24 protein-coding genes and 1 pseudogene are annotated in these 25608 nt (G+C 71.0%); 5 read left to right on the top strand and 20 right to left on the bottom strand.

From position 1 onward, the window contains the following. Positions 1-23: 23 nt before the first annotated feature. From RNB18_RS44460 to RNB18_RS44450, 3 genes are all read right to left on the bottom strand, one after another. On the bottom strand, positions 24-962 hold the full coding sequence (locus RNB18_RS44460; RefSeq protein ID WP_311719837.1) for an aminoglycoside phosphotransferase family protein: 939 nt from the start codon (positions 960-962) through the stop codon (positions 24-26). A gap of 371 nt (positions 963-1333) precedes the next feature. Further along, a complete protein-coding gene (locus tag RNB18_RS44455; RefSeq protein ID WP_266567194.1) occupies positions 1334-1516 on the bottom strand; it encodes a hypothetical protein in 183 nt (60 codons plus the stop codon). Positions 1517-1712: 196 nt separating this feature from the next. Next, positions 1713-1988 (bottom strand): hypothetical protein, encoded by a 276-nt coding sequence (locus RNB18_RS44450; RefSeq protein WP_007380750.1) that lies wholly within the window; start codon positions 1986-1988, stop codon positions 1713-1715. 196 nt (positions 1989-2184) lie between these two features. Between RNB18_RS44450 and RNB18_RS44445 the strand changes: the two genes are divergently transcribed. Next, on the top strand, positions 2185-3597 hold the full coding sequence (locus RNB18_RS44445) for a serine/threonine-protein kinase (RefSeq protein ID WP_311719846.1): 1413 nt from the start codon (positions 2185-2187) through the stop codon (positions 3595-3597). Between the two features lie 62 nt (positions 3598-3659). Here RNB18_RS44445 and RNB18_RS44440 read toward each other — a convergent pair whose 3' ends face one another. The 9 genes from RNB18_RS44440 to RNB18_RS44400 all read right to left on the bottom strand — a co-directional run bounded on the left by RNB18_RS44440 (position 3660) and on the right by RNB18_RS44400 (position 15863). After that, positions 3660-4478 carry a TrmH family RNA methyltransferase gene (locus RNB18_RS44440; protein WP_311719836.1) on the bottom strand — a complete coding sequence of 273 codons (819 nt, stop codon included), beginning with the start codon at positions 4476-4478 and terminating at the stop codon, positions 3660-3662. A 64-nt stretch (positions 4479-4542) separates the two neighbouring features. Further along, positions 4543-5784 carry a uroporphyrinogen-III C-methyltransferase gene (cobA, locus tag RNB18_RS44435; RefSeq protein ID WP_311719835.1) on the bottom strand — a complete coding sequence of 414 codons (1242 nt, stop codon included), beginning with the start codon at positions 5782-5784 and terminating at the stop codon, positions 4543-4545. A 167-nt stretch (positions 5785-5951) separates the two neighbouring features. After that, positions 5952-9746, bottom strand: coding sequence for a nicotinate-nucleotide--dimethylbenzimidazole phosphoribosyltransferase (gene cobT, locus RNB18_RS44430; protein WP_311719834.1), 3795 nt, complete (start codon positions 9744-9746; stop codon positions 5952-5954). Positions 9747-10123: 377 nt separating this feature from the next. After that, positions 10124-11335 carry a precorrin-6y C5,15-methyltransferase (decarboxylating) subunit CbiE gene (cbiE, locus tag RNB18_RS44425; protein ID WP_311719833.1) on the bottom strand — a complete coding sequence of 404 codons (1212 nt, stop codon included), beginning with the start codon at positions 11333-11335 and terminating at the stop codon, positions 10124-10126. 120 nt (positions 11336-11455) lie between these two features. Continuing rightward, positions 11456-12094: a GNAT family N-acetyltransferase gene (locus tag RNB18_RS44420; protein WP_311719832.1), complete on the bottom strand. Its 639-nt coding sequence runs from the start codon at positions 12092-12094 to the stop codon at positions 11456-11458. Positions 12095-12240: 146 nt separating this feature from the next. Next, entirely contained in the window at positions 12241-13071 is an 831-nt protein-coding gene (locus RNB18_RS44415) for a MetQ/NlpA family ABC transporter substrate-binding protein (RefSeq protein ID WP_311719831.1), read from the bottom strand. Positions 13072-13138: 67 nt separating this feature from the next. Further along, the gene (locus tag RNB18_RS44410) at positions 13139-13864 is read right to left on the bottom strand and encodes a methionine ABC transporter permease (RefSeq protein WP_311719830.1); all 726 of its coding nucleotides are present in this window, start codon (positions 13862-13864) and stop codon (positions 13139-13141) included. Beyond that, a complete protein-coding gene (locus tag RNB18_RS44405) occupies positions 13861-14892 on the bottom strand; it encodes a methionine ABC transporter ATP-binding protein (protein WP_311719829.1) in 1032 nt (343 codons plus the stop codon). The genes RNB18_RS44410 and RNB18_RS44405 overlap by 4 nt, the downstream gene beginning before the upstream one ends. Before the next feature lie 320 nt (positions 14893-15212). Then, entirely contained in the window at positions 15213-15863 is a 651-nt protein-coding gene (locus tag RNB18_RS44400) for an HAD family hydrolase (protein WP_311719828.1), read from the bottom strand. 69 nt (positions 15864-15932) lie between these two features. Here RNB18_RS44400 and RNB18_RS44395 point away from each other — a divergent pair, with 69 nt between their 5' ends. Then, positions 15933-16292, top strand: coding sequence for a hypothetical protein (locus RNB18_RS44395; RefSeq protein WP_057614223.1), 360 nt, complete (start codon positions 15933-15935; stop codon positions 16290-16292). Then, positions 16273-16701, top strand: a complete 429-nt coding sequence (locus RNB18_RS44390; protein ID WP_311719827.1) for a hypothetical protein — start codon at positions 16273-16275, stop codon at positions 16699-16701. The genes RNB18_RS44395 and RNB18_RS44390 overlap by 20 nt, the downstream gene beginning before the upstream one ends. Positions 16702-16762: 61 nt before the next feature. Here RNB18_RS44390 and RNB18_RS44385 read toward each other — a convergent pair whose 3' ends face one another. From RNB18_RS44385 to RNB18_RS44375, 3 genes are all read right to left on the bottom strand, one after another. Further along, a complete protein-coding gene (locus RNB18_RS44385; RefSeq protein ID WP_311719826.1) occupies positions 16763-17260 on the bottom strand; it encodes a GNAT family N-acetyltransferase in 498 nt (165 codons plus the stop codon). A 45-nt stretch (positions 17261-17305) separates the two neighbouring features. After that, the gene (locus RNB18_RS44380) at positions 17306-17812 is read right to left on the bottom strand and encodes a sigma-70 family RNA polymerase sigma factor (protein ID WP_311719825.1); all 507 of its coding nucleotides are present in this window, start codon (positions 17810-17812) and stop codon (positions 17306-17308) included. 74 nt (positions 17813-17886) lie between these two features. Continuing rightward, positions 17887-19053: a glycerophosphodiester phosphodiesterase gene (locus tag RNB18_RS44375; protein WP_311719824.1), complete on the bottom strand. Its 1167-nt coding sequence runs from the start codon at positions 19051-19053 to the stop codon at positions 17887-17889. A gap of 371 nt (positions 19054-19424) precedes the next feature. Between RNB18_RS44375 and RNB18_RS44370 the strand changes: the two genes are divergently transcribed. Next, positions 19425-20096 carry a lysophospholipid acyltransferase family protein gene (locus tag RNB18_RS44370; protein WP_062045160.1) on the top strand — a complete coding sequence of 224 codons (672 nt, stop codon included), beginning with the start codon at positions 19425-19427 and terminating at the stop codon, positions 20094-20096. 78 nt (positions 20097-20174) lie between these two features. On the opposite strand, the pseudogene RNB18_RS44365 reads toward RNB18_RS44370, so the two are convergent. Continuing rightward, positions 20175-20669, bottom strand: a pseudogene (locus tag RNB18_RS44365) (transposase); the annotation flags it as partial. A gap of 380 nt (positions 20670-21049) precedes the next feature. Then, positions 21050-21952: a WD40 repeat domain-containing protein gene (locus RNB18_RS44360; protein ID WP_311719823.1), complete on the bottom strand. Its 903-nt coding sequence runs from the start codon at positions 21950-21952 to the stop codon at positions 21050-21052. A 107-nt stretch (positions 21953-22059) separates the two neighbouring features. Between RNB18_RS44360 and RNB18_RS44355 the strand changes: the two genes are divergently transcribed. Beyond that, on the top strand, positions 22060-22335 hold the full coding sequence (locus RNB18_RS44355; protein ID WP_311719822.1) for a hypothetical protein: 276 nt from the start codon (positions 22060-22062) through the stop codon (positions 22333-22335). Between the two features lie 89 nt (positions 22336-22424). On the opposite strand, the gene RNB18_RS44350 is transcribed toward RNB18_RS44355, so the two are convergent. The 3 genes from RNB18_RS44350 to RNB18_RS44340 form a co-directional block, all read right to left on the bottom strand. Next, on the bottom strand, positions 22425-23948 hold the full coding sequence (locus RNB18_RS44350) for an MFS transporter (protein ID WP_311719820.1): 1524 nt from the start codon (positions 23946-23948) through the stop codon (positions 22425-22427). Beyond that, entirely contained in the window at positions 23945-24511 is a 567-nt protein-coding gene (locus tag RNB18_RS44345) for a TetR/AcrR family transcriptional regulator (protein WP_311719819.1), read from the bottom strand. Before RNB18_RS44345 ends, RNB18_RS44350 begins: the two co-directional genes overlap by 4 nt. Positions 24512-24594: 83 nt before the next feature. After that, positions 24595-25566, bottom strand: a complete 972-nt coding sequence (locus RNB18_RS44340) for an aldo/keto reductase (RefSeq protein WP_311719818.1) — start codon at positions 25564-25566, stop codon at positions 24595-24597. Between the last annotated feature and the right edge of the window lie 42 nt (positions 25567-25608).

Below are 25608 nucleotides of genomic sequence, written 5' to 3'. Positions count from 1 at the left end.
GTCCGGCCCTGGTCGGTTGCACCCTACTTCGCGAAACCGCCCGCCAACTGCGGCGGGGCAGAACCCATTCGGTCACAGGCGTCGACGACCGCCTGCTCCACGTCGTCCAGCGCACGGTCCGCCTCAGCCGCCTTGACGATCGCCCGGGCCGCCGTCTGCACGGTGAGGGCGCGGGCGGCGACGTCCAGGGCCGGCCAGGGGTCGCCGTCGGCGGGAACCGCGGGGCCTCCTGCCGCTCGGTAGGCGCCTAGGAAGCGGGACCAGTCGTCGGGCGACAGCAGGCCGCAGGCGTACCAGGCGGCTGGACGGGCGAGGTCCCAGGCGGGTTCCCCTACGCCGAGATCGTCGACGTCGATGAGGTGCCAGGGGCCGTCGGGGGCGGGGTGGCGGACGAGTTGACCGAGGTGGAGGTCACCGTGGCAGAGGGTCGTCGTGTCGGCCATGGGCGTCTCGGCGCGGGCCCAGGCCGGGAGGGTGCGCCAGGCGCGGAGGACCGGCACGGCGTGCCTTTGGCGGGTGGTTGCGAGGAGGCGGGCAACGGCGAGGGCTGCTTTGACGGGGCCGCGCATGGGGGGCAGGCCGGGCGGGGCGGGGGTGCGGTGGAGGCGGGCGAGGAGGGTGGCGGCGGCTTCCCAGGGGGCGGCGTCGGGGTTCTCGGGGTCCACGGGTTCGCCGTACGGCCAGAAGGTGACGAGTCTTCCGTGCAGGTCGACGGGGGTCCTGCCGAGTGGGGGCAGGAGGATGCCGGGGAGGTGGGCGGCCATGGCGAGGCGGGGGGTCAGGTCGGCGGGGGCGGTGTCGGGGGCGTGGGCCTTCGCGACGGTGTCCGCGTGCCGGACGACTGTGGCGTCGGGGCGGTCGGCGAGGGTGGTCGCTCCGCAGGGGCACGCCGACTGCTCGCGGGAGTGAGCCTCTGTTCTCGCTCTGAGGGTGAGCTCGGTGAGCAGGGGGTGGGTGGTCACGGGGCTCCCTGGGCGGCGGGCTGGTCTGTTCGCGAGCGTAGCCGCTGCGCTGGGCTTGACCTGGGCGCCTACCGGTGCCGGGTCTGGTTGCCGGGCGGCTGCGGGTGCGTTGTGGCTGGTCGCGCAGTTCCCCGCGCCCCTGGGGAGTTGCAGTCACCCGCGCCACGACGGACCGTTCGCCACCCGGGCGAACTGCCCTCCGGCCGTTCGCCAGCCCGGCGCAGTGCCGTCCGGTCGTCGGAGGGCAAAGCAATGCCGGCGCAGCTCCCCAGCTGCGCCGGCATTTTGCCGTCCGCCGCACCCCCGTCCCCACGGGGTTTCATGGGTTGATGTCCCCGCCCGGACCGCTCTTCCGGGCCTGGGGTCGCCGCTCAGCGCCCCAGCATCACTCCCACGGACGACGCCTGTGTGGTCACTGTCTCCCAGCCGTCGAAGACGACGAGGAGCAGGACCGCCAGAGGAAGGGCCATGAGCGTCGCCACCAGCGGGTGACGGCGGCCCGTACGGCGGGGTTTGGATGTGCGGGACAGTGTCCGCGGTGCCGTAAGAGCCATGGTCCCTCTCCTGACCGTTCTGTTGTCGTTGGCAGCGGCGGGTGTCTGACCTCGGGGGACGAGTGCTGCACCCGCCGCTTGACCTCAAATCTAGGCGTCAGGGACTCTCCGCACGTCATGCCCTCGTACCGATTGCCGGGCCTCCCCGAGGATGAGCCATGACCAGCGGAGTACTCCCATGGGTGGAGACGGGGACCTAGGTCTCCGGGTCTTCCCGGAGGGGTCGTCCGGTCTGCCCGGCTTTCTCCGAGCTGTCCTCACGCGGCACCGGCTGCTCCACCAGAGCGAGCACCCGGGTCGCCATGAACCGGGCCGTCCGCACCACCGATCCGTTCCGCGTGACTTCGCTCACTTCCACGACACCTCGTCGTACCGCCGTCTCCACCCGGCGGCCCGCCCTGCTCGCCACCACCTCGTATGTGCGCGTCGTGTCCCCTGCGTCCACGACTATCTCCACGCGATCACCCTTCACGGGTTCAATCCCCCTTCTGCGACGGGTGGTTGGGATCACATCCACGCCGAAGTCCGCCCGTCCTCCGGCTCCCTGACCACCCCTCAAGTCTCCCACCCGGCACTGACAATCCATCGGGACGAGAGGGCGCGGCCTCTGCGCGCGGCGGCCCGTGGAAACGTAAGCTGTGGCTCGTCACACGGACCGGGCAGCGGGGATGAACATGGCGATGATGCGCCTGAGGCGCGAGGACCCGCGCGTCGTCGGCTCGTTCAAGCTTCACAGACGGCTCGGCGCGGGCGGAATGGGCGTCGTCTACCTGGGCTCCGACCGCAAGGGGCAGCGGGTCGCGCTGAAGGTCATCCGGCCCGATCTCGCGGAGGACCAGGAGTTCCGGTCGCGCTTCGCGCGCGAGGTCTCCGCCGCGCGACGGATCCGCGGCGGCTGCACGGCCCGGCTCGTGGCGGCGGACCTGGAGGCGGACCGTCCGTGGTTCGCCACCCAGTACGTCCCCGGCCCCTCCCTCCACGACAAGGTCGCCGACGAGGGTTCCCTGGGCGCGGCCGAGGTCGCCGCCATCGGGGCCGCCCTCTCGGAGGGGCTCGTCGCCGTGCACGAGGCGGGGGTGGTGCACCGCGACCTCAAGCCGTCGAACATCCTCCTGTCCCCCAAGGGCCCGCGGATCATCGACTTCGGTATCGCCTGGGCGACCGGAGCCTCCACCCTCACCCATGTCGGCACCGCTGTCGGCTCCCCCGGCTTCCTCGCGCCCGAGCAGGTGCGCGGCGCCGCGGTGACGCCGGCCACCGACGTGTTCTCCCTGGGCGCGACCCTGGCGTACGCCTCGATGGGCGACTCGCCCTTCGGGCACGGCAGTTCCGAGGTGATGCTGTACCGCGTGGTGCACGAGGAGGCGCAGCTGCACGGCGTGCCCGACGCGGTGGCCCCCCTCATCCGCGCCTGTCTGGCGAAGGACCCCGAGGAGCGGCCGAGCACGCTCCAACTGTCGCTGCGGCTCAAGGAGATCGCGGCCCGCGAGGCACAGGGCCTGCCGGATCTGCGGCCGCCCGCCCCGCGCGCCGGCGAGGCGGACCGGCCCACCGGACGCATCGCCGACACCTATCCGGAGCGGGCCGCCCAACGACGCCCCCAGGGTCAGCCGGGCACTCCCAGCTCCCAGGGAACCCCTCCGGCTCGCGGTTCCGGGCAGGCCCGGGGCCAGGCCCCCGCGCGCGGCGGGGTCCCGTCACGCGGCGGCAGCACTCCGCGCGGCAACGGCGTGCCCCCCTCCCGCCCGGGCCCCCGGTCCACCCCGGCGTCCTCGCGGAACACGACCCGGTCCGGCAGCGGAAACCGCCCCGCGCAGCGCAGCGGTACGGGCCGGCCCTCCCCGAGGAACACCAAGACGGGACTGCGCCCCGCGAACCCGCGTCTCCTGCGTCAGCGGCTGTTCGTGTTCGTCGTCGTGACGCTGCTCGTGGCCCTGGGCATCGCCGCGGCCCAGGGCTGCCAGGGGCCGCCGCGCGGACTCGGCGGCGACAGCGGTGTCGTACGGGAACAGCGGCAGGGACAGGTGCACGCGCCGCCGCCCCAGGAACCGCAGCAGTTGGTCGGCGGCGGGACGGACTGAATGCTTCGCCGGGAACGCCGTCAGGGGTAAGCGCCCTGGGCGGATCTGGCCTGACCCGTGGGTCAGGCCTGCGGGCGTCCCGTTGCCACCGCGTAGAAGGCGACCGCGGCCGCCGCGCCCACGTTGAGGGAGTCGACGCCGTGGGCCATCGGGATGCGGACCCATTCGTCGGCGGCGACCAGGGCCTGCGTGGTCAGGCCGTCGCCCTCGGCGCCGAGCATCAGCGCGACCCGGTCCATCTTGTGCGGGGCGGCCTCGTCGAGGGTCTTCGCCTTGGCGTCCGGGGTGAGGGCGAGGAGGGTGAAGCCGGCCTCGCGGACCGAGTCCAGGCCCTTGGGCCAGGAGTCGAGGCGGGCGTAGGGGACGGAGAACACCGCGCCCATCGAGACCTTGACGCTGCGGCGGTACAGGGGGTCGGCGCAGTCGGGCGACAGCAGCACCGCGTCCATGCCCAGCGCCGCCGCCGAGCGGAAGATCGCGCCGATGTTGGTGTGGTCGTTGACCGACTCCATGACCACCACCCGGCGGGCGGTCTGGAGCAACTCGGCCGCCGTGGGCAGGGGTTTGCGCTGCATGGAGGCGAGCGCGCCGCGGTGCACGTGGTAGCCGGTGACCTGTTCGGCGAGCTCCGGGCTGACGGCGTAGACCGGGGCCGGGAGTTCGTCGATGACGTCACGCATGACATCGACCCACTTCGCGGAGAGCAGCATGGAGCGCATCTCGTAGCCCGCGTCCTTCGCGCGGCGGATGACCTTCTCGCCCTCGGCGATGAACAGGCCCTCGGCCGGCTCGCGTTTGCGTCGCAGTTCGACGTCGGTCAGGCCCGTGTAGTCGTGCAGGCGCGGGTCGTCGGGGTCCTCGACGGTGATGAGATCGGCCACAGGGTGATACTGCCTTGTCCTGGGAGCGGTGCCAACGGCTGGGAGCAGGTTGTGTTACCCCGGGTTACTCCGAGGGCTCCGGCATCCGCGGTCCCACGGCGACAACCGCGCCCACAACGATGACCGCCGGAGGCTTCACGTCCTCGGCGACGACCACCTCACCGACCGTCGCCAGGGTGGCGTCGACCCGGCGCTGCGCGGCCGTCGTGCCCTCCTGGACCAGGGCGACCGGGGTGTCGGGCGACTTGCCGTGGGCCACCAGGGTCTCGGCGATCCGGCCGATCTTGTCGACGCCCATGAGGATCACGAGGGTGCCGGTGAGCTTGGCGAGCGAGGGCCAGTCGACCAGGGAGCGCTCGTCGTCAGGGGCGACATGGCCGCTGACCACCGTGAACTCGTGAGCCACGCCGCGGTGGGTGACCGGGATGCCGGCCGCGCCCGGGACCGAGATCGAGCTGGAGATGCCGGGGACGACGGTGCAGGGGATGCCGGCCTCGGCGAGGGCGTGCAGCTCCTCCATGCCCCGGCCGAAGACATAGGGGTCCCCGCCCTTCAGCCGTACGACCGACCTGCCCTGCTTGGCGTGCTCGATCAGGGCGTTGTTGATGGCCTCCTGGGCCATGAAACGGCCGTACGGGATCTTCGCCGCGTCGATCACCTCGACGTGCGGCGGGAGTTCGGCGAGGAGGTCGCGGGGGCCGAGGCGGTCGGCGATGACGACGTCGGCCTCGGCGAGGAGGCGGCGGCCGCGGACCGTGATCAGGTCGGGGTCGCCGGGACCGCCGCCGACGAGGGCGACGCCGGGTGTGCGGGTGCGGTGGTGAGGGGCGACGAGGGTGCCGTCGCGGAGGCCCTCGACCACCGCGTCCCGGATGGCCGCCGTGTGGCGGGGGTCCCGGCCCTTCGCGTTCGTCGTGAGCACGGCGACCGTGACGCCCTCGCTGTGGCCCGTCGCCGGGGTCCAGGCGGTGGCGGCGTCGGCGTCGTCGGAACGGACGCACCAGACGCGGTGGCGTTCCGCTTCGGCCGAGGCACGGGTGTTCGCCTCCGTGTCGCCGGTGGCGATCAGGGCGTACCAGGCGTCCTCCAGGTCACCTTCCTGGTAAGGCCGCCGGGCCCAGGTGATCTCGCCCGCGTCCGCCATCGCCTCTACGGAGGGGGTCGCCGAGGGGGACACCAGGACGATGTCCGCACCCGCTGCGATCAGGGCCGGGAGACGGCGCTGGGCCACCTGGCCGCCGCCGAGGACGACGACCTTGCGGCCGGTGAGGCGGAGGCCTACGGGGTAGGCGGGGTTTTCGGCCATGAGGGTGCGGCTCCTCTTTACGGCGGTGCAGTGGCCCTGACGTGCGGATTTTACGGGGTGAGCGGGGAGGGCGGTTCAGGTGTCCGTTGACTGGGCCTCATTGCCGGGCACGGACCCACGTGCGAGGGGGACCCGGGGACCGCGTCCCCGGGTCCCCCTCGCAGCGCCTACTTCTCGGTCACCCCTGCGGAATCGAAGGTCGCCACCTCATGCATCGCCCGCGCCGTGCTCTGGACCAGCGGGAGGGCCAGCAGGGCGCCCGTGCCCTCGCCGAGGCGGAGGTCGAGGTCGACCAGGGGGCGCAGGCCGAGCTTGTTCAGGGCGGCCACGTGGCCGGGTTCCGCGCTGCGGTGGCCCGCGATGCAGGCCGCGAGGACCTCCGGGGCGATCGCGCGAGCCACCAGGGCGGCGGCGCCCGCACTGACGCCGTCCAGGATGACCGGCGTGCGGAGCGATGCGCCGCCCAGCAGCAGGCCCACCATCGCCGCGTGTTCGAAGCCGCCGATCGCCGCCAGAACGCCGATCGGGTCCGCGGGATCCGGCTGGTGGAGGTCGATCGCGCGGCGGACGACCTCGGTCTTGCGGGCCAGCGTCTCGTCGTTGATGCCCGTGCCGCGACCGGTCACGTCGGCGGGGTCGGTGCCCGTGAAGACCGAGATCAGGGCGGCGGACGCGGTGGTGTTCGCGATGCCCATCTCGCCCGTGAGGAGGGCCTTGTTGCCGGCGGCCACCAGGTCACGCGCGGTCTCGATGCCGACCTCGATGGCCTGCTTGGCCTCCTCGCGGGTCATCGCCGGGCCGGTGGTCATGTCGGACGTACCGGCGCGGATCTTGCGGGGCAACAGGCCGGGCGTGGCCGGGAGTTCGGACGCCACGCCGACGTCCACCACACACACCTCGGCGCCCACCTGAGCGGCGAAGGCGTTGCAGACCGCGCCGCCGCCGAGGAAGTTGGCGACCATCTGGGCCGTCACCTCCTGCGGCCAGGGGGTGACGCCCTGGGCGTGCACGCCGTGGTCACCGGCGAAGATCGCGACAGCCGCGGGCTCCGGAATGGGCGGCGGGCACTGCCGCGAAAGCCCGGACAGCTGGGCGGAGATGATCTCCAGCATGCCGAGCGCGCCGGCCGGCTTGGTCATCCGCTTCTGCCGCTCCCAGGCCTCGCCGAGCGCCTTGGCGTCCAGCGGGCGGATCTGGGCGACGGTCTCGCCGAGCAGGTCGTGCGGCTCCTCGCCGGGCAGGGCGCGGCGGCCGTACGTCTCCTCGTGCACGACCCACGACAGCGGGCGGCGCTTGGACCAGCCGGCCTGCATCAGCTCGGGCTCGTCCGGGAACTCGTCGACGTACCCGACGCACAGGTAGGCGATGACCTCCAGATGCTCGGGGAGCCCCAGCGCGCGGACCATCTCGCGCTCGTCGAAGAAGCTGACCCAGCCGACGCCGAGGCCCTCGGCGCGGGCCGCGAGCCAGAGGTTCTCCACGGCGAGCGCGGCGGAGTACGGGGCCATCTGCGGCTGGGTGTGCCGGCCGAGGGTGTGGCGGCCGCCGCGGGTCGGGTCCGCGGTGACGACGATGTTCACCGGGGTCTCGAGGATGGCCTCGATCTTCAGTTCCTTGAACTGCTTGGCCCGGCCCTTGGGCAGCGACTTGGCGTACGCCTCGCGCTGGCGCGTGGCCAGGTCCTGCATCGCGGCGCGCGTCTCGGCGGAGCGGATGACGACGAAGTCCCAGGGCTGCGAGTGGCCGACGGAGGGCGCGGTGTGGGCGGCCTCCAGGACACGGAGCAGCACCTCGTGCGGGATCGGGTCGCTGCGGAAGCCGTTGCGGATGTCGCGGCGCTCCCGCATGACCTTGAGCACGGCCTCGCGCTCGGCGTCGTCGTAGGCGGGGGCGGCGGGACCCGTGGACTGTCGCACTTCTTCCACGGCGGCCGTGCTCACTTCTTCCTGAACTTCCGGGACTTCCTGAACTTCCGGGTCTTCCTGATCGGCCGCCCGGGTGTCCAGGTCGTCCGCCTGCTGTGCGGGTTCGGGGTCGCCGCCCGCCTCACGCGGGGCCGGGACCACGGGCTGCTGTGCGTCGTCGGCGGGGAGCGACAGGGCGTGCGGCGGGGTCGGCGCGAGGTGCGGGGTGGTCGGCACCGAGCCGTCCACCGGCACGAACTCGCCCAAGGGCTCGCCCGGTCGGGGCTCCAAGGGGACTCCGGCGGGCAGTACGGCGGGGGCCTCGGCGGGGGCGGGGTACGCGAACTGGGTCTGCGCATCGGCGAGTTCCGCCGCGAGCGGCTGGGCTGCCGGCGTCTGCGGGCCCTGCGGCGCCTGGTCCGGGGCGGCCGGGAACTCCTGCTGCGCGACCGGGTCCGACGGCTGGACCTCGTCTGCCGGAACCGCCGGGTCCATCACCTGTACGTCGGTGTCGGCCACGTCCGCCGCGAGGGGCTCCGGAGCATCCTGGGCGGGCGCGTCGGCCGGCCCTCCGACGGGGCCCTGCGGGACGGGCTGGGCGAGGTCCGGGGCCGGGACGAAGTGGGGGGCCTGCTGGGCCTCGGCGGGCGGAGCGGCGGAGCCGGGCTCCTGGATCCACTCCGGCGCCGGTGCTGCCTCCTCGACGGCGAGTGGCTCGGGAGCCTCGGCCGCGGGGTCGTCCTCGGCTGGGGCGGAGGGGACTTCGTCGGGTGCGGTGACGGCTTGCGCCGGTTGCGGGGCCTGCTCGGCCTCCACGGGTGCCTGGAGCACTACGTCTTCACCGACGAGGGGTGCGGCTTCCTCCACGGCGGCTTCGGCTTCCGGGGCCACGACAGCTTCGTGAGAGGCGTCCGGTTCCTGGACCGTGCCGGTTTCGGCGTCCTCTGCAGTCACCGTCTCCGAAACGACCGCTTCCTGAACGGCGACGGCCTCCGGCTCGGCCACTACTTCCTCGGCGACCGGCGTGGTGGCGTCGGCGTCAACCGCAGCAGCGGACGTTTCCACGACAGGCATGGCCTCAGCGGCGTCGACCGCCTCCGGCACGGCGACCGGGTCCTCCGTGGCACCCACGACGGGACCACTGCCCGGCGCCTGCTCGGCGTCGGCACCGGAATCCGGGACCGCCTCGGCCACAGGGCCGTCGGCCAGGACCACCTGTTCCGCGGGCATCTCCGCACCGGCAGGTGCGAGCTGAACACCGTCGGGCAGGGAGCCGTCTCCCGGCAACTGTCCCTCGCCCCCGTCGGGCTGAACTCCGTCAGCCCCGGAACCGTCGGCCAGGATCTGACCCGCCTCGGCGACCGGAGTCTGCACCGGCTCCGGCGCGTACCCCGCCTCCGGGCCCGGTACGGCATCCGGCACCGGGGCCTCGGGAACCTCGTAGCCCGCGGCCTCCGCCTCGGAAGCGAGGGGGGTCACCGCGGCCTGAGCCGCGCCCACCGGCTCCTGGGCCGGAACAACCGTTTCGGCAGCCGGGGCCACCGTGCTCACCGGTGTCTGGACGGCGGCCTGGGCCGGGGCGCCCCACGGGACCGCGCCCTGAGGCTGCGGTACGTCGAGGTACTCGGGGCTGGGCATGGCCGCGGCCGGCTGCCGTACCGGTACGCCCGCGGGGCCGCGGTCGGCGAGGGAGCGGACCGGGCTCGCGGAGGCGTCGGGGATCGGCGGACCGAGGTGCAGCGGCCTGCGGGGCGTGATGGGCGGGATCGGCGTCGAGGGAGCCTGCGGCGTGCGGACGGCGCTCAGATCATGCGCTCCGCTGTCGCGGCCGGACATCTCGTGCGGGCCCGGCTCGTGGACGGTCTCGACGACCGGCTCCGGGGCGGGCGGGGCAACCTCGTTGCCCCACGGGCTCTGGGCGCCCGGCAGCAGCAACAGGTCTTCGTCCTCGGCGGTGGTCTCGGAGAGGTAGGTGTACGCACCCGGGACGCCCGGCTGTTCCACCATGCCTGCGTTCTCCGGCAGTCCCTCGCCCGGAACCTGGCCGGTGTCGGTCATGCGTACCCCTCGCCCATCGGTTAGTGCTTCTACGACCAGCTCGCCGGGGACGGCGCACCGACCGCCCCCGCAGTGAAGAACGAGCGTGCGTGCCCAGCGGCACGAACGGCCCGCCGAGAAAGACGACAAAGCCATTAACTGGCATTGTCCCGGCCGTTTCCCTGTCGCGACAGGTTGATCCGCGACAGCCCGCTGTGGACTGCGCCACGTTGCGCGTCCTCCGGTTCTGCCGTACCACACCCACCCCAAAACGGGCGCGCTTTCCGGACATTGACGAACGAATGCCGGGCAGCCAGAAGCGGTACAACAGTCGGCCAGCCTACCGCGCGCAGTACGACAACAGGATCACGGGGACGGCGAAGCAACGACTGGCGGCGTCAGGCCGTACGTTCCGGGAGAACCCCGCTGAGCAGGAACGCGACACTCCGTTCCGTCTCCGTCCAGGCGCGGGTGTCGAGTTCGACGGACTGGAGGAGGGCGCACTCCACGCGGTAGCCGTGTTCGGTGAGGTCCCGGCCGACGAGTTCGGCCTCGTCGCGGGTGGCCGCGTGGGCGACGATGCGCTGCGGGCGCCGGTCGGCGACCGCGGAGACCACGGCCACTCCCCCGCCGCCGACGCGGACGACGTCCGGTTCGGGAAGGTTCTCCAGGACGTGCGGGGCGGTGCCGGGGACGATCTGGACCTGGAGCCCGAAGGCGCGGGCGTTGGCCTCGGTGCGCTCGCAGGCTCTCAGGTCGCGGTCGACGGCGATGACGGCCGCCCCGGCCCGGGCCGCCTCGGTGGCGAAGGCGCCGCTGCCGCAGCCGATGTCCCACACGAGGTCGCCGACGCGCGGTCCCAGCCGGGCGAGTTGGGCCGCGCGGAGCGGTTCCAGTTCACCTTCGCCCATGAGGCCGCCGTAGGACTCGGCGGGCAGGGTCCAGCCGCGCGGCGCGGCGGCCGGGTCGCGCCCGGCGATCCATCCGCCGCCTTCCGTCACCGCGGCCGTGCCGCCGATGACGATGACGAGGTTCGGGTCGCGCCAGGTGTGGTCGGCGGCCTTGTCGGAGGTGACGACGGTGACCTGTTCGCGGTCGGTGCCCAGTTCCTCGCAGATGACGAAGGTGCGGTGGACGCCCTCCATCAGCAGGCCGAGCTCGGCGGGTCCGGCGCCGGGTGAGGTGAGGACGGCGACCTTGGTGTGGGCTCGGCACACGTTCACGGCGCGTCGCAGGGTGCGCCGGTGGGCGACGACCACCTGGGCGTCGTCCCAGGGCATACCTGCCCGCGCGAAGGCGGCGGCGACTGAGGAGACGCCGGGGACGACCTCGACCTCCAGGCCGAACTCGGGTGCGCGCAGGGTCCGTACGACTCCGAAGAACCCCGGATCGCCGTCGGCGAGCACGACCGCGGTGCCGCGGTGGCCGGTGATGCGGCGGGCCGCGAGGGCGACGCTGCCGAGGCGGATGCGTTCGGCGGCGGGTGGCACCTCGGGGAGTGCCAGATGGTGGGCGGCGCCCGCGACCAGCGTGGCGGCGCCGAGGGCGGAGCGTGCCGCTGCGGTCAGCGGCGAGCCGTCCCAGCCGATCACCGTGACCCGGTCGGCCATCGTCTCTCAGTCTCCAGGGGGGTGTGCGCAGGCCTTCGTCGGTGGGCAGCCCGCGGGCGGCTCCGTGAGGGTACCCGCTGCGCCTCGGAAGCGCTTTCGCCGACCTGAGGTCGAATACTGTCAGTTCCAGTCGGAGTACGTCGTGAAGCCGTCCGAGTCGGCCAGCTGGTCGCCCGCTCCGTCGAGGTCCTCGGGCAGCAGGCTCCACACGATGAAGTCGGTGCGGACGTCGCTCCAGGTGCCGTCCACGGCGCGGACGTGCGCTATGCAGGCATTTCTCAGGACACCCTCGCTGATACAGCCGATCTTCTGGGCGACCTGCTGGGAGGCGGTGTTGTCGGCCGCCGTGCGCAGCTCGATCCGCTCGAACTTCTGGTCGGTGAACAGCCACTGGGCGGTGGCGAGCGCGGCCTCGGAGGCGTAGCCCTCGCCGCGCGCCCACGGGGCGATGATGTACGACAACTCCGTGGAGCGCACGTGCCAGTTGGTCTTGGCGAGCTGGACGATGCCGACCAGGCGCTGGGTGAGGAACTCGGTGACGGCGAAGTCGAGTCCGCGGCCGGCCTCCCGTTCGGTCGGCGCGTACCGCGTGATCCAGCCGCGCGCCTGTTCCTCGCTGTAGGGCTGGGGGACGTCGGTCCAGGCCCCGACCTGCTCGTCGTTCATCATCTCGGCCAGCGCGGGCACGTCGTCCTCGTCGAGAGGGCGCAGCACCAACCGCTCCGTGCTGATGGAGATGTTGGGGAAGGTGCCAGTCATGCGCCACTCCGTAACCGTCGGAAAACCTGCAGGGCCTGCTGAACTGCCCAGCATGCAGCATGAAAGCACCGAACCGCATCACGGGGCCCACACCTGGTGACGGAGTGGACCCCGTGCGTGGCGATACGTCGTATACGCGCCGGTGATCAGAAGGAGGCGAGGACGGAACCGGCGTACTTGTCCTCGATGAACTTCTTGACCTCGGCGGAGGTGAGCAGCTTGGCGAGCTTCTTCACGCGCGGGTCGTCCTCGTTGCCGTCCTTCACCGCGAGGAAGTTGCCGTACGGGTTGTTCTTGGCGGACTCCAGGACGAGGGCGTCGGTGGCGGGCTTGAGGTCGGCCTCGATGGCGTAGTTGCCGTTGACGACCGCGGCGTCGACGTCGTCCAGGGAGCGCGGGGTCTGGGGCGCCTCCAGCTCCTTGAACTTGAGGTTCTTCGGGTTCTTGGTGATGTCGGAGGGGGTCGCCTCGCTGCCCGCGCCGTCCTTGAGGGTGATGAGCCCGTGCGCGGCGAGCAGCTCGAGGGCGCGCGCCTCATTCACGCTGTCGTTCGGGACGGCGATGGTGGCACCGCTCTTGAGGGCGTCGGCGCTCTTGACCTTGTGCGAGTAGAGGCCGAGCGGCTCCAGGTGGACGGTGACGACGGGCACGATGTGGGTGCCGTTCTTCTTGTTGTAGTCGTCGAGGTACGGCTGGTTCTGGAAGTAGTTGGCGTCCACCGAGCCGTCCTCGGTCGCCGGGTTCTGCGTCGTGTAGTCGCTGAACTCCTTGACCTCCAGGTCGAGGCCCGCCTTCTTCGCCAGGTTCTCCTTGATGTAGTTCAGGATCTCGGCGTGCGGGGTGGGGCTCGCGGCGACGACCAGCGGTCCGCTGGTGTCGGAGGCGGAGTCCGAGCCGGACGAACCGCAGGCACCGAGCCCGAGGGTGAGGGCTCCGGCGGCGAGGACGGCGGTGGTGAGCTTTGCGGTGTTACGCACGAAAAGTGCCTTTCCTTTTGGGTACAGCGATCCCGTGATGGGGTGCACGGGAAGATTTCGGGGTGTCTCAGACGGTCTTGGTGTCCGCCGTGGAGGCCTTCAGCAGCCGCAGCCTCGGCGCCGGGCCGGAGCGTCCGCCGCGGCTGTGCAGCGAGCGCGCCGCGTAGTCGCCGGCGAACTGGATGACCGAGATGACCACGGCGAGGATCGCGACGGTGATCCACATGAGCTGGGTCTCGAAGCGCTGGTAGCCGTAGCGGATGGCGACGTCGCCGAGGCCGCCGGCGCCGACGGTTCCGGCCATCGCGGAGTAGCCGATGAGGGCGACGACCGTGGTCGTGGTGCTGGCGATCAGCGAGGGCAGGGACTCGGGGACGAGAACCTTGCGGACGATCGTCCAGGTGTTGCCGCCCATCGACTGCACGGCCTCGACCAGACCGCCGTCCACTTCGCGGACCGCCGTCTCGACGAGGCGCGCGAAGAAGGGGATCGCGCCGATGGCGAGCGGCACGATGGCTGCCTCGCGGCCGATGGTCGTCCCGGTGATCGAGCGGGTGAAGCCCATCAGCGCGACCATCAGGATGATGAACGGCATCGAGCGGGCGACGTTCACGACCTGCCCGATGACCTTGTTCGCGACGACGTTCTGGAGGAGTCCGCCGCGGTCGGTGAGGACGAGGAGGACACCGAGCGGAAGGCCGCCCACGACGGCGATGAGCGTGGACCAGCCGACCATGTAGAGGGTGTCCCAACACGCCTGCTCCAGCAGGGGCCGCATCTCGGACCAGGTCACTTGGCACCTTCCTTCACCAGTTGGGGCGCACCGACGACGTCGATCTGAAGACCCTGCTCGCGCAGGAAGCCGACCGGCACGACGTTGTCCTCGTAGCGGCCGGGCAGTTCGATCCGCATCCGGCCGATCTGGAGGCCGCCGACGGTGTCGATGGCGGCACCGAGGATCGATATGTCGATGTTGTAGGTGCGCGAGAGCTGGGAGATGACCGGCTGGGTGGCGGCCTCGCCGTGGAAGGTGACGTCGATGACGGTCCGGTCCTCGCCGGTGGCCTCGCCGCCGACGGGGAAGAGCGCGGAGGCCAGCTCGGAGCCGGGGGTCGCGAGCAGCTCGCCGACCGTGCCGGACTCGACGATGCGGCCGTTCTCCATCAGGGCGGCGGAGTCGCAGACCGACTTCACGACGTCCATCTCGTGGGTGATGAGCAGGACGGTGAGGCCCAGTTGCCGGTTCAGGTCGCGCAGCAGCTGGAGGATCGAGCGGGTCGTCTCCGGGTCGAGGGCGCTGGTGGCCTCGTCGGACAGGAGCACCTTGGGGTCGCCGGCCAGGGCACGGGCGATGCCGACGCGCTGCTTCTGGCCGCCGGAGAGCTGGGCCGGGTAGGCGCCCGCCCGGTCGGCGAGTCCGACGAGGTCCAGCAGTTCAAGTGCCTTGCGGGAGCGCTCCTTGCCGGACTTGCCGAGGATCTCGAGCGGCAGCTCGACGTTGTCCTGGACCGTCCGGGTGGACAGCAGGTTGAAGTGCTGGAAGACCATGCCGATACGGCTGCGCGCCTGCCGCAGCTCCTTGCCGGCGCGGGGCCCACGGCCCGCGAGGGCGGTGAGGTCCTGTCCGGCGACGGTCACCGTGCCGGCGGTGGGGCGCTCGAGCAGGTTGACGCAGCGGATGAGCGAGGACTTGCCGGCGCCGGACTGGCCGATGACGCCGTACACCTCGCCTTCGCGGACGTGGAGATCGACGCCGTCGAGGGCGGTGATCTCTCGCCCGCGTGAGCGGTAGACCTTGGTGAGGCCTGTTGTCGTGATCACTGGGGTTTCCGTCACTGTCGAGTACGCGGGCGTGGGTGTGCCCCGGTACGGGAGAGAAGTCGTGCGCGGGCACATGGGTCACGTACGGCGTTCACGGCGTACGGACGTGCCGGGGCGGCTCGCTTCGGGGCGCGAGCTCAGGGGGTGGTGCGGGGGCCCTCTAACAGGCGCACATTCGACACATACAACGAGCACCGGGCGTCATGGTCGCCTCGGTCGCAAGGGTGCGGCAGCTCGTCGTGGTCATGCGATCAGTAAAGCAGACGTATGGGAGCGACCAAGAACCCGTTGTCCGGATGACGGACAACGGTGGACACGTCTCAGGACCGGACGGAGACCTCCACGTTCCCGCCGGTGACCTGTGCCGACAGGGCCGACAGATTCTCGACCACCAAGTCGGCGTCGAGCTCGTGGGCCTGATGAGTTGTGGTCAATGCCACGGTGGTCATTCCCGCGGCCCGGCCGGCGCGCAGGCCCGCGGGGGCGTCCTCGAAGACGACACAACGGGCCGGTTCGACGCCGAGTTCACGAGCGGCGAGCAGATAGGGCTCGGGGTCCGGCTTGCCGCGGGTGACGTCGTCGGCGGCGACCAGCGTCTTGGGGAGGATGCCGACCGCTTCGAGGCGGGCCTCGGCGAGCCGGCGGGTGGCGGAGGTGACGACGGCCCAGCGGTCGGCGGGCAGGGCGTCGAGGAAGGACCTGGTGCCGGGGAGCAGATGGACACCGCCGTTGGGTACGTCCTCCACCTCCAGCTGTTCGATCCGCGCGAGGGCCCGCGGCACGACGTCGGCGGGGAGCAGGTCGGCGGCTATCTCGACGGCCGGTCGCCCATGCAGTTCGACACGGGCGAACTCCTCGGCGGTGATGCCGAACTCCTCGGCCCAGCGCGTCCAGCAGCGGTGGACGGATTCGAGAGAGGAGACGAGGGTTCCGTCGTTGTCGAACAGGAGGGCGTCGGCAGAGATCTTCATGCCGTCGACCCTACGGTGCCGTTCAGGGGCGGCCGCATCAGGCCTTTTGGACCGTAATAGGCTCGCCGCATGTTTGATGCCCTGACGCTGGTGACCGGCGTCGCCGCGCTGTTGCTGGCCGCCTGGTGCGGCTGGGCCGCGTACCGTGATCAGCCGACCAAGGACTGGCACTTCATCGGGATGGCCGTGGTGTCGGTGCTGGCGCTGGTCCAGCTGGTGATCGGGATCGTGCAGCTCGCGCGGGGCGAGAAGCCGGAGCAGGGGACGACGATCTTCGTCGCCTATCTGCTGGGGGCGTTCGCGTGTGTGCCGGCGGCGGGGATCATGTCGCTCACGGAGCGGACGCGGTGGGGATCGGTGACGGTTGCCGCCGGCGGTGTGGTGCTGGCCGTTCTGGAGGTGCGGCTCTATGACATCTGGGGAGGCTGACGTGAGTCGGCGACGGCTGACGAGTGGGCCGGGGACACTGCTCGTCTGGTTGTACGGGGTGATGGTCGTCGGGGCGGTGTCTCGGTCCGCCGTGCAGATCTCCACGGAGTTCGACCGGGCGCCGCTGGCGTATTCGCTGTCCGCGGTGGCCGGGGTGGTCTACGGGTTCATCACGTACTCGTTGGTGCGGGGTGGGGAGACGGCCCGCAAGGCTGCGCTCGCGTGCTGCGTGCTGGAGCTGTTGGGTGTGCTGACCGTTGGCACCTGGACGTTGGTGGAGCCGTCCGCGTTTCCGGATGCCACCGTGTGGTCGGACTTCGGGATCGGGTACCTGTTCATCCCCGTGCTCTTGCCGCTTTCCGCCATTTACTGGTTGCGGAAAGGTGCGCCGGACGGGGATGCCGCCTGAGGTTGAGTGGCGGCATCCGGTCCGTTGTGGCTGGTCGCGCAGTTCCCCGCGCCCCTAAAAACTATGCGGTTGCCGCATATGTGCCTGCAGGCTTCTCCAGGACGATCATCGGTACTCCGTCCGCACCCTCCGACGTGCCCACCGTCTGGTAGCCGACCTTGCGGTAGAGGCGGAGGTTGCCCTCGCTGCGGTGGCCTGTGAAGAGGCGGAAGCTGGTGGCTCCGCGATCCTCCGCCAGGGCGGCTTCGGCCGCTCGGAGAAGGCGGGCGCCGATGCCGTGGCCCTGGAGGCGGGGGTGGACGCAGAGTTTGCCGATCGCGGCCGACCCGTCCTCGATGACGCGGCCGCGGACCGAGCCGACCACCTCTTCGCCCAGGCGGGCCACGAAGACGCAGTCCGAGGTCACCTCCGCGCGGACCGAATCCAGGCTCTGGACGAGCGGATCGATGCGGTAGTTGCCGTACAGCGCCGCCTCACTCTGGAAGCACAGGTACTGCAGCCTGAAGATCTGCTCCGCGTCCTGCTCGGCCGCCGCAGAGATGGTCACGCTCATGCCCATGTGCGCACGCCTCCCGCTCACCTGATCGCCTGTTGTCCCCCACTCCTATCCCCGCCCCCGGTGTGTCGCAACCTCCGGTGTAAGCAATCTGCGAAGACATCCCAGGCATCTGGAACGTTCCGGACCGAGACTGCCCTGTGAGATACCCAACTCCCCCGCGATCTCCCGGTAGGTCAGGTCCCGCGGGGAGAGGAGGGCCGCCATGAGGGAGGGGCAGCGGCCGGGCAGTCGGCGCACCGCGTCGTGCAGGGCCCGGTGGCGGGCCGCCGCGAGGGTGAGCTGTTCGGGGGTGCGGTCGTCGTCGGCCGCGGGTTCGGTGTCGTACGGCCGTTCCAGGCGGGTCGTACGACGGCTGCGGCGGGACTCGGACCGGACGGCGCGGCGGAGCCAGCCGGGCGGGTCGAGGGGCGGGCCCTGGGTCTCCAGATGCTCCAGGAGGCGGAGCCACACCGCCTGCTCCAGGTCGGCCGGTTCCGTACCGGTGGCATGTGCCTCCGCGGAGGCCTCGGCGGTCAGCAGCGGGCGCAGGGTGGTGACCAAGTCGTGCGTCATATGCGGTACGACCCGGCCGCCCGGGCCTGGGTTGCCCGGGCGGCGGCAAGTCACCCCGATCGGGGCACGGGGGCTCAGCCGTTGACGAAGTCCGCGCGGGCGAGGACGCCCGTGTCCGCGTTGTCGGTGAAGACGCCGTCGATGCCGGTGGCGAAGTACCTCTTGAACGCGCCGAAGACGTCTCCGTAGGAGTCCGCGTCCGTGCCCCGGCGGTACTCCGCCGGCAGGAAGGGGTTCTCGTTGCGCATGGTGTAGGGGTGCAGGATCAGCCCGACCTTGTGGGCGTCGGCGACGAGGGTCGTCTCCTTGTCGAGGCTGCCGTCCGCCTTCTTCGTGATGACCAGGTCGAGGGTCGGGCCGATGCCCTGCGCGTAGCCCGCGATCTCCCTGAGGCCCTTGGGCGTGATCAGGTCGGCGACGGTCCGCGGGTCGCCCTTCTGGACGAAGTCCCAGGGCCGGGTGTTCGCGGCGGACAGGAGCACGACGAGGGGGTTGTCGACCAGCTTGTTCAGGCGCTGGATGCTGGTCGGCTCGAAGGACTGCAGGATGACCGGGGAGTTCCGCTTGTCCTTGCCGTGCTGGTGCAGGAGCTTCGCGACCCGCTCCTCGATGCCGAGGCCGAGCCCCCGGAAGTAGGTGGGGTGCTTGGTCTCGGGGTAGATCCAGACCTGCTTGCCGCGCTTGCGGGTCTGCTCGTCCTGCCACGTCAGGACTTCCTCGAAGGTGGGGATGGACCAACGGCCGTTGTAGAGCGTGTTGTGCGGGCGGTTGGCCGGGATGCGCTCGATCGCGCGGAGCGTCTTGAGCTCGGCCAGCGTGAAGTCCTCGGTGAACCAGCCGGTCGTGGAGACGCCGTCGAGGACCTTGGTGGTCCTGCGGCCGGCGAACTCGGGGTGGTCGGCGACGTTCGTGGTGCCGCCGATCTCCGGCTCGTGGCGGCAGACCAGGTGACCGTCCCTGGTGGGGACGAGGTCGCCGGCCTCGACGATGTCGGCGCCCAGGTCGAGGGCCAGCTGGTAGGAGCCGAAGGTGTGCTCGGGGCGGTAGCCGCTGGCGCCCCGGTGGCCGATGACCGTCGGCACCGGCAGGCTCTTCAACCCGCCACCGTGCCCGGCGGACCCGGCCCCGGCGGCTCTCGCGGTACCGGACAGACCCAGGACCGCTCCCCCGGCGCCGAACATCGCGGCCCCGAGAAGTGCCCGCCGTCCGGTGCCGTCCGTGTGCTCGTCCTGCGATCCCATGTGGACCCCTCCTGCCGTCGCCTCTTCGATGCGGGCCGATCGTAGGTGCGTGTCCATGACGGACGGGAGTCCTCCGGCGGAACACGCGGGTGACGTGGGATGTCGCATGGGAACAGATGTCTGACGACTCGTCGGCTTCGGGACCGGAGGCCGGGGTACGCGTCGTTCGGGGCGACCTCCGTCACATCGTTCCGCCCGGGTTTCCGGGAGGCAACGCGGTCCATCCGCAGGTAAACGAGTGTCAACAGTGCGTAAGACCTCGGTGAACCGCGGGCGCTCGATGTGCACGATCCCCCGAGCCGCGAGTAATGTCCTCACCTGCACAGACTCATACAGTTTCCCTGGCCGTTCTCTTGACACCGGAGGGCCCGTTGTCCCGCTTCGCGCTCATCAAGGCAGTGCTCGGACCGATCATGCGCCTGATGTTCCGCCCACGGGTGGAGGGCGCGGAGCACATCCCGGGCGACGGTCCCGTCATCCTGGCCGGCAATCACCTCACCTTCATCGACTCGATGATCCTTCCGCTGGTGTGCGACCGGCAGGTGTTCTTCATCGGCAAGGACGAGTACGTCACCGGCAAGACCCTCAAGGGCCGGCTCATGGCCTGGTTCTTCACCGGCGTCGGCATGATCCCGGTGGACCGCGACGGCGGTCGCGGCGGAGTCGCCGCGCTGATGACAGGCCGGCGGGTGCTGGAGGAGGGCAAGGTCTTCGGGATCTACCCCGAGGGGACGCGGTCGCCCGACGGCCGGCTCTACCGGGGGCGCACCGGTATCGCCCGTCTGACGCTGATGACGGGGGCGCCGGTGGTGCCCTTCGCGATGATCGGCACGGACAAGTTGCAGCCCGGGGGCGCGGGGATGCCCCGCCCGGGGCGGGTCACGGTTCGCTTCGGTGAGGCGATGGAGTTCTCGCGGTACGAGGGCATGGACCGGGACCGGTACGTGCTGCGGGCCGTGACGGACTCCGTGATGACCGAGGTCATGCGGTTGTCCGGGCAGGAGTACGTGGACATGTACGCCACCAAGGCGAAGGCTGCGTAGGGGTTCGCTGTCGGGTGCGGCGCCGTCGGGGCTGGTCTCGCCCACGCGGCGGAGCCGCAGATCGATACAGCCCCGCGCATCGTGACCGCCGGGCAGACGGTCGACCTCCAGGCGTATCAACGAGCCCTCAATGAACGGGAGTTCGCCGGTGTGGTCGATCCATGCCGAGCGCGTGGTCAGCCTCGGTGAATGCGGTCCCAGGCCATCACGGGAGCGGTGCCGTAGCGGTCGGTAACCTGCACGGTCTCCGCGTCCGGCTCGCCCCAGGTGTCGGACTTGGCGAAGCGGAACTCCCACGGGACCGGGCAGTCCGGCCAGGAGGTGGGCCATGCGCGGAGCGTCGTATCCGGCATCGAAGACAACCAAGATGTCGCGGTCACCCGGCTTCCAGCGGCCCATCTCGATGAGGTCGGTGACCACCCGGCGGACCTGGGCGGCAGCGGCCTCGGCGACATCGTCGGCCGGCCCCAGCCGCAGCGCGTCCAGGATCTGACACCACGAGGTCCGGCCCGCCTCCAGCGCGGCGACGAACGAGTAGGGCCAGCCGGGCACGAAGTGCGAGGAGCGTCCGCTGCCCACCCCGGCCGCGTACAAGGCCGAGCAGCCGCACGACGTCGGGTCGGCGGTGGAGGGTGCCCGCCCGTGTCCGTGCCCAACTGCGCGCCGGGGCGACTGGCCGGCCCCGTATCGAAAGCCGCGTGCCGTTCGTGCCCACCGGCTGACCCCGGGCGACGAAAAGGGCCCCGTCCGTGGCGGTCGGGCCCGGAGGTGCGTGCCGGCGGCTACGCGGCCGGCACTGGTGCCATGGGGCCGGGCCGGTATGCCCTGCCCCGACTGGGCTCCTCCAGAATCTCTTGGAGGAGGCCAGCCTTGATATGTCAGGAATCGCTGCCAGAAAGGATCACTGCGGGCGAGCCGCGTTACCCGTTGATCTCCATGCTTGTCATGCCGGGTCATGCCAGGCGAATGCTGATGTCCCCGTCCTCCGTGCCGGAGGCGAGGAGCGCGCGGCCGTCGGGCAGCACCACGGCGGCGACCGACATGCCGGTGTGGGATTCGTCGATGAGGCGGCCCGTCACGGCGTGCCATTGACGGACAAGGCCGCTTGCGGAGGGGGCGACGATTCTGGGCTCGTCGGCGACATCGACGGACGTCAACGAACCCACCATTTCCCCGGTCTCGATCGGATTCCCGAGCCGCTCCCCGGTCACCGCGTCCCACCGGTGGAGCACCCCGTCGCTGTCCCCGCAGGTGAGCACCGAAACGCCCGATCGGGACACCAGGAGATTCATGTCCAGGATCTCCGCGTTGATGACGTCACTGACGCCCACGCACTCCCCGGTGGCCCCATCCCACCTGCGAACCGTCCCGTCATCGCTTCCCGAAGCGATCAGCACCCCACGTGCTGGAACATCGCCTACGGCCACGCATTTGACACTGCTTCGGTGCCCAGCGAGCGGCGTTCCCGCCGTTGTACCGCTGATCGGGTCCCACCGATACACCATGTGATCGTTGCCCGCCCCCACAAGGATGGGCGAACCATCAGCCGCCACAATGGAGTCGAGCCCCCAGATCGTTCCCAAAGTGAGGTCGCTCGTGTCCTCCAGACGAATTCCGGAGCGCGCCTCCCACCGCTGCACGCCGACCTCTGTCGACACAGCCAGGACATCCCGGCCGTCGTGTGCCTTGATCACAGAGAGATCGAAGCACCCGTACCGGAGTTCGCCGTCCTGGAGACCCCAGACAGACTCCCCCGTCATCGCATCCCAGCAGCACAGCCGGTTGTCCGGATGTGCCGCACCGGAAATCAGGACCATCTGGTCCGACGAGAGACGACCGAACAGCAGCGGCCACACAATTCCGTCGTGCGCCGAAGTGATATGAAGCTCGCTGCCATTGTCTGCGATCCGCGCTATTTTCCCTCCACATTGTTGCCGCCCAGCACCACAGCCACACCGTCCCCGTGGATTACCGGATAAGCGGCCGGGGTACCGCCCAGATCAGCTACGCCGGGCCGGACGGAAAGCTGCACACCGTCAGCGCCCGTCTGCCCTGGCACGGCGGCGCCGACCTGACCGCCGGCAGCGCTCAGGCGGCCGTCTCCATCCTTCTGGGCAAGGAGGGCGGCAACGCCACCTGCTCGGTCAGCCTGCACGGCAAGGTGATGCAGCAGGCCACCGCGTACGGCTCCTACGGACGCGCCAACTGCCGCACCCCTCTGGCCCGCACCACACCATGATCACCCCGGGACGACATGCACGACGCCTTCCTCCAGCCGGCACATTGCATGGCCCTCGCCCGCAAGTACCCAGCATGCTGAAAACACCCCTAAGGGCGACTGTCGAGCCGTTGGTCCTTCAGCATGAACCACGCGGCCACTGCCGTCGCGAGCAGGACCGCTGCTCCTGCGCCCGCGGCGATGGTGAGGCCGTCCACGAAAGCCTCTCGGGCTGACGACAGCAGGTCCTGAGCCGTGTTCATCGGCAGTCCGGACGCTGCCTCCACCGCGCCGCCCAGGGACTCGCGCGCCCCTTCCGGCGTGCCCGCGGGGGCCGCGAAGTCCCGGTAGACGCCCGTCACAATCGAGCCCAGTACCGCGATTCCCAGGGCCGCGCCCAGTTCGTACGCCGTCTCGGACACCGCCGATGCCGAGCCCGCGTGTTCCTTGGAGACGCTCGACAGGATCACGTCGGCGGTCACCGTGAAGGAGAAGCCCGCGCCCACGCCGACCACCAGCAGGGCGGCGCCCAGCAGGGGGTAGCCCGTGGACTGGTCGAGCAGGGTCAGGGCCGCCAGGGCCACGCCGATGGCCGCCAGGCCCCCGGAGACGACCGCGCGCACCGAGTAACGGCGGGCCACCGTGCCCGCGACCAGGCCCGCCGCCACCGCGCCCACCGCCGCCGGGAGTTCGGCCAGGCCCGCCTCCAACGGGCCTCTGCCCTGGACGAGTTGCAGGTACTGGGAGAGGAAGAAGACCAGCCCGGAAAGGCCGAGGATGGTCAGGAGGTCGGCCAGGACGGCGCCGCTGAAGCCGCGGTTGCGGAAGAGGCGCATGTCCAGGAGGGGCGCGGGGAGGGTGAGCTGGCGGCGGACGAAGGCGTACAGGGCTGCCGCTCCGAGGATTCCCGCGGCGACCGGCTCCCACGTGATGCCGTGCGCGGCGGTCTCCTTGACGGCGTAGACCACTCCGATCATGCCGACCAGGGACAGCGCGACGCTGGTCATGTCCCAGGGGCCCGGGTTCGGGTTGCGGGACTCGGGCAGGAACCTGATGCCGACGAGGACCAGGACCGCCATCACGGGCAGGTTGATCAGGAAGACCGAGCCCCACCAGAAGTGTTCGAGCAGGAAGCCGCCGACGATGGGGCCGATCGCGGTGCCGGCGGAGGCGGCCGCGCCCCAGATACCGACGGCGAGGCTGCGTTCGCGCGGGTCGTGGAAGAGGTTGCGGATCAGGGCCAGGGTGGCGGGCATCAGGGTCGCGCCGGCGACGCCGAGCAGCGCCCGCGCCAGGATCAACAACTCCGGCGTCGACGCATAGGCGTTGAGGATCGATATCGCGCCGAACGCCGTGGCGCCCACCAGCAGGATCCGCTTGCGGCCGATGCGGTCGCCGAGGCTGCCCATCGACACCAGCAGGCCCGCGATGACGAACGAGTAGACGTCACCGATCCACAGGAGCTGGGTACCGGTCGGCTCGAGGTCCTCGCTGATGTACGGGGTCGCGAGGCCGAGGACGGTCGCGTCGACGGCCACCAGCAGCACGGCGAGCACCAGGACGGACAGCGCGAGCCAACGGCCGGGACGCTTCACCCCCTCGGTGGCGGTCGCCGGCTGCAGGGTGCTGGTCATGATTCCTCTATCGGTCGTACGGAATGACGTAGTGCGCCACCGAGCAGCAGCTCGACGGTCATGTGGTGGAAGTCCTTGGGGGCGCCCTTGCCGCTCTGGAGCAGCCAGACGGCGGAGGCGAGCAGGCCGAACAGGGCCTCGGTGAGCCAGACGGGCGTGAGGTCGATGCGGAACTCGCCGCTCTGCTGGCCGCGCCGGAACAGTGCGGAGATGCGGGCGTCGATGCGGGCCCAGCCGTCGTTCTGCTCCTCGCCCTCGAAGAGCTGGTTCTCCGTGTAGAGGAAGGCGAGGAGTCCGGCCGCGGGTTCGGCCTCGCGGACCAGGCGCCGTACGGCTTCGCTCGCCGGCCCCTCGTCCAGGCGGGCGGCCTCGAGCGCCTTCTCGCACTCCTCGATGCCCAGCGATTCCAGTGCGCGTACGAGCGCGTCGCGTCCGGCGAAGTGGCGGTGCAGCGTGGCCCGGCTGATCCCGGCGGACTTGGCGACCTCGTCCATGGTCGCGGTGGATCGGCGGGTCAGCAGGGCCGCGGCACTGCGCAGCACGTGGTCACGGTCGACAGCCATGAGACAACCATAACCCATATGAGACACTCATGTCTCACGAGGGGCGTGGCTGTCTCATGTGCGACCGCTGATCAGAGGTCTCGTCAGTGCCAGGGCAGCCGGCTGCGGCGCTCCCAGTACGCGCCCGGCTCCTCGGCCAGGCCCGCCAGCCGGGACAGCTGCTGGTCGTCGAGGTCCACGACGGCCGCGTGCAGGTTGGACGCGAGCTGGACGGTGGTTGCGGCCCCCGAGAGGACGACTCCGGCCCAGGGCTGACGGAGGACGAGTGCGAGGGCCACGGCGTCACAGCCCAGGGAGGTTTCCGCCGCTACGGCCTTCAGGGCGTCCGGGGCGTGCGGCTCGGCGAGCCTGCCGTTGGCCATGCCCTCCTTGACGATCACCGTGAGGCCCGCGTCGTGGGCCTCGGCGAGGGCGGGGGCGGCCGAGGTCTCCAGGGCGTTGTAGGTCGACTGGACGGTACGGAAGAGCGGCTCGCCGTCGACCGTCACGGCGAGGGCGGCGCGGATCGTGTCCGCCTGGGCGGGGCCGCTGGTGGAGAAGCCGATCGAGGTGCCCTGGGCGGCCGCCTCGGCGAGCCTCGCGTGGAGTTCCTTGTCGGTGAGGGCCGGGCTGTCCGGGGTCACCGAGTGGATCTGGTAGAGGTCGAGGCGATCGCCGAGCAGTTCGGCGGTTTCGGCGCGCTGACGGTCGTACGTCTGGACGCTGTGGTCCTTGACCTCGTGCTTCTCGGCGTCGGTGGCCCAGCCCGCGGTGTAGGTGTAGCCCCATTTGCTGCCCACGACGATGTCGTCGATGTCGGGACGGGCGTTCAGCCAGTCCGCGAGGAACTCCTCGGAGCGGCCGTAGGAGCGGGCCACGTCGAAGTAGCGGACGCCCTGGAAGTAGGCGGCGTCGAGGAGTTCGTGGGTGCGGGTGCGGAGGGTCTCTACGCTGCGGTTGTCTCCGAGGTCCTGGTCTCGGCCGAGGTTGATGTAGCCGGGGCGTCCGACGGCGGCGAGGCCGAGTCCGATGTGGCAGGTGGGGGTTGTCGCTGTGGCCAGTCGGGCGAAGGGCATCGCAGGCTCCGTTCGGTCGGGTCCGGTACGGCTGTCCGACCA

The sequence above is a fragment of the Streptomyces doebereineriae genome (genome assembly GCF_031845645.1).
In the GTDB taxonomy this organism is placed as follows: Bacteria; Actinomycetota; Actinomycetes; order Streptomycetales; family Streptomycetaceae; genus Streptomyces; species Streptomyces canus.
The sequence above is the reverse complement of the archived record's forward strand: the minus strand, read 5'-3'. Positions and strand labels throughout refer to the sequence as shown.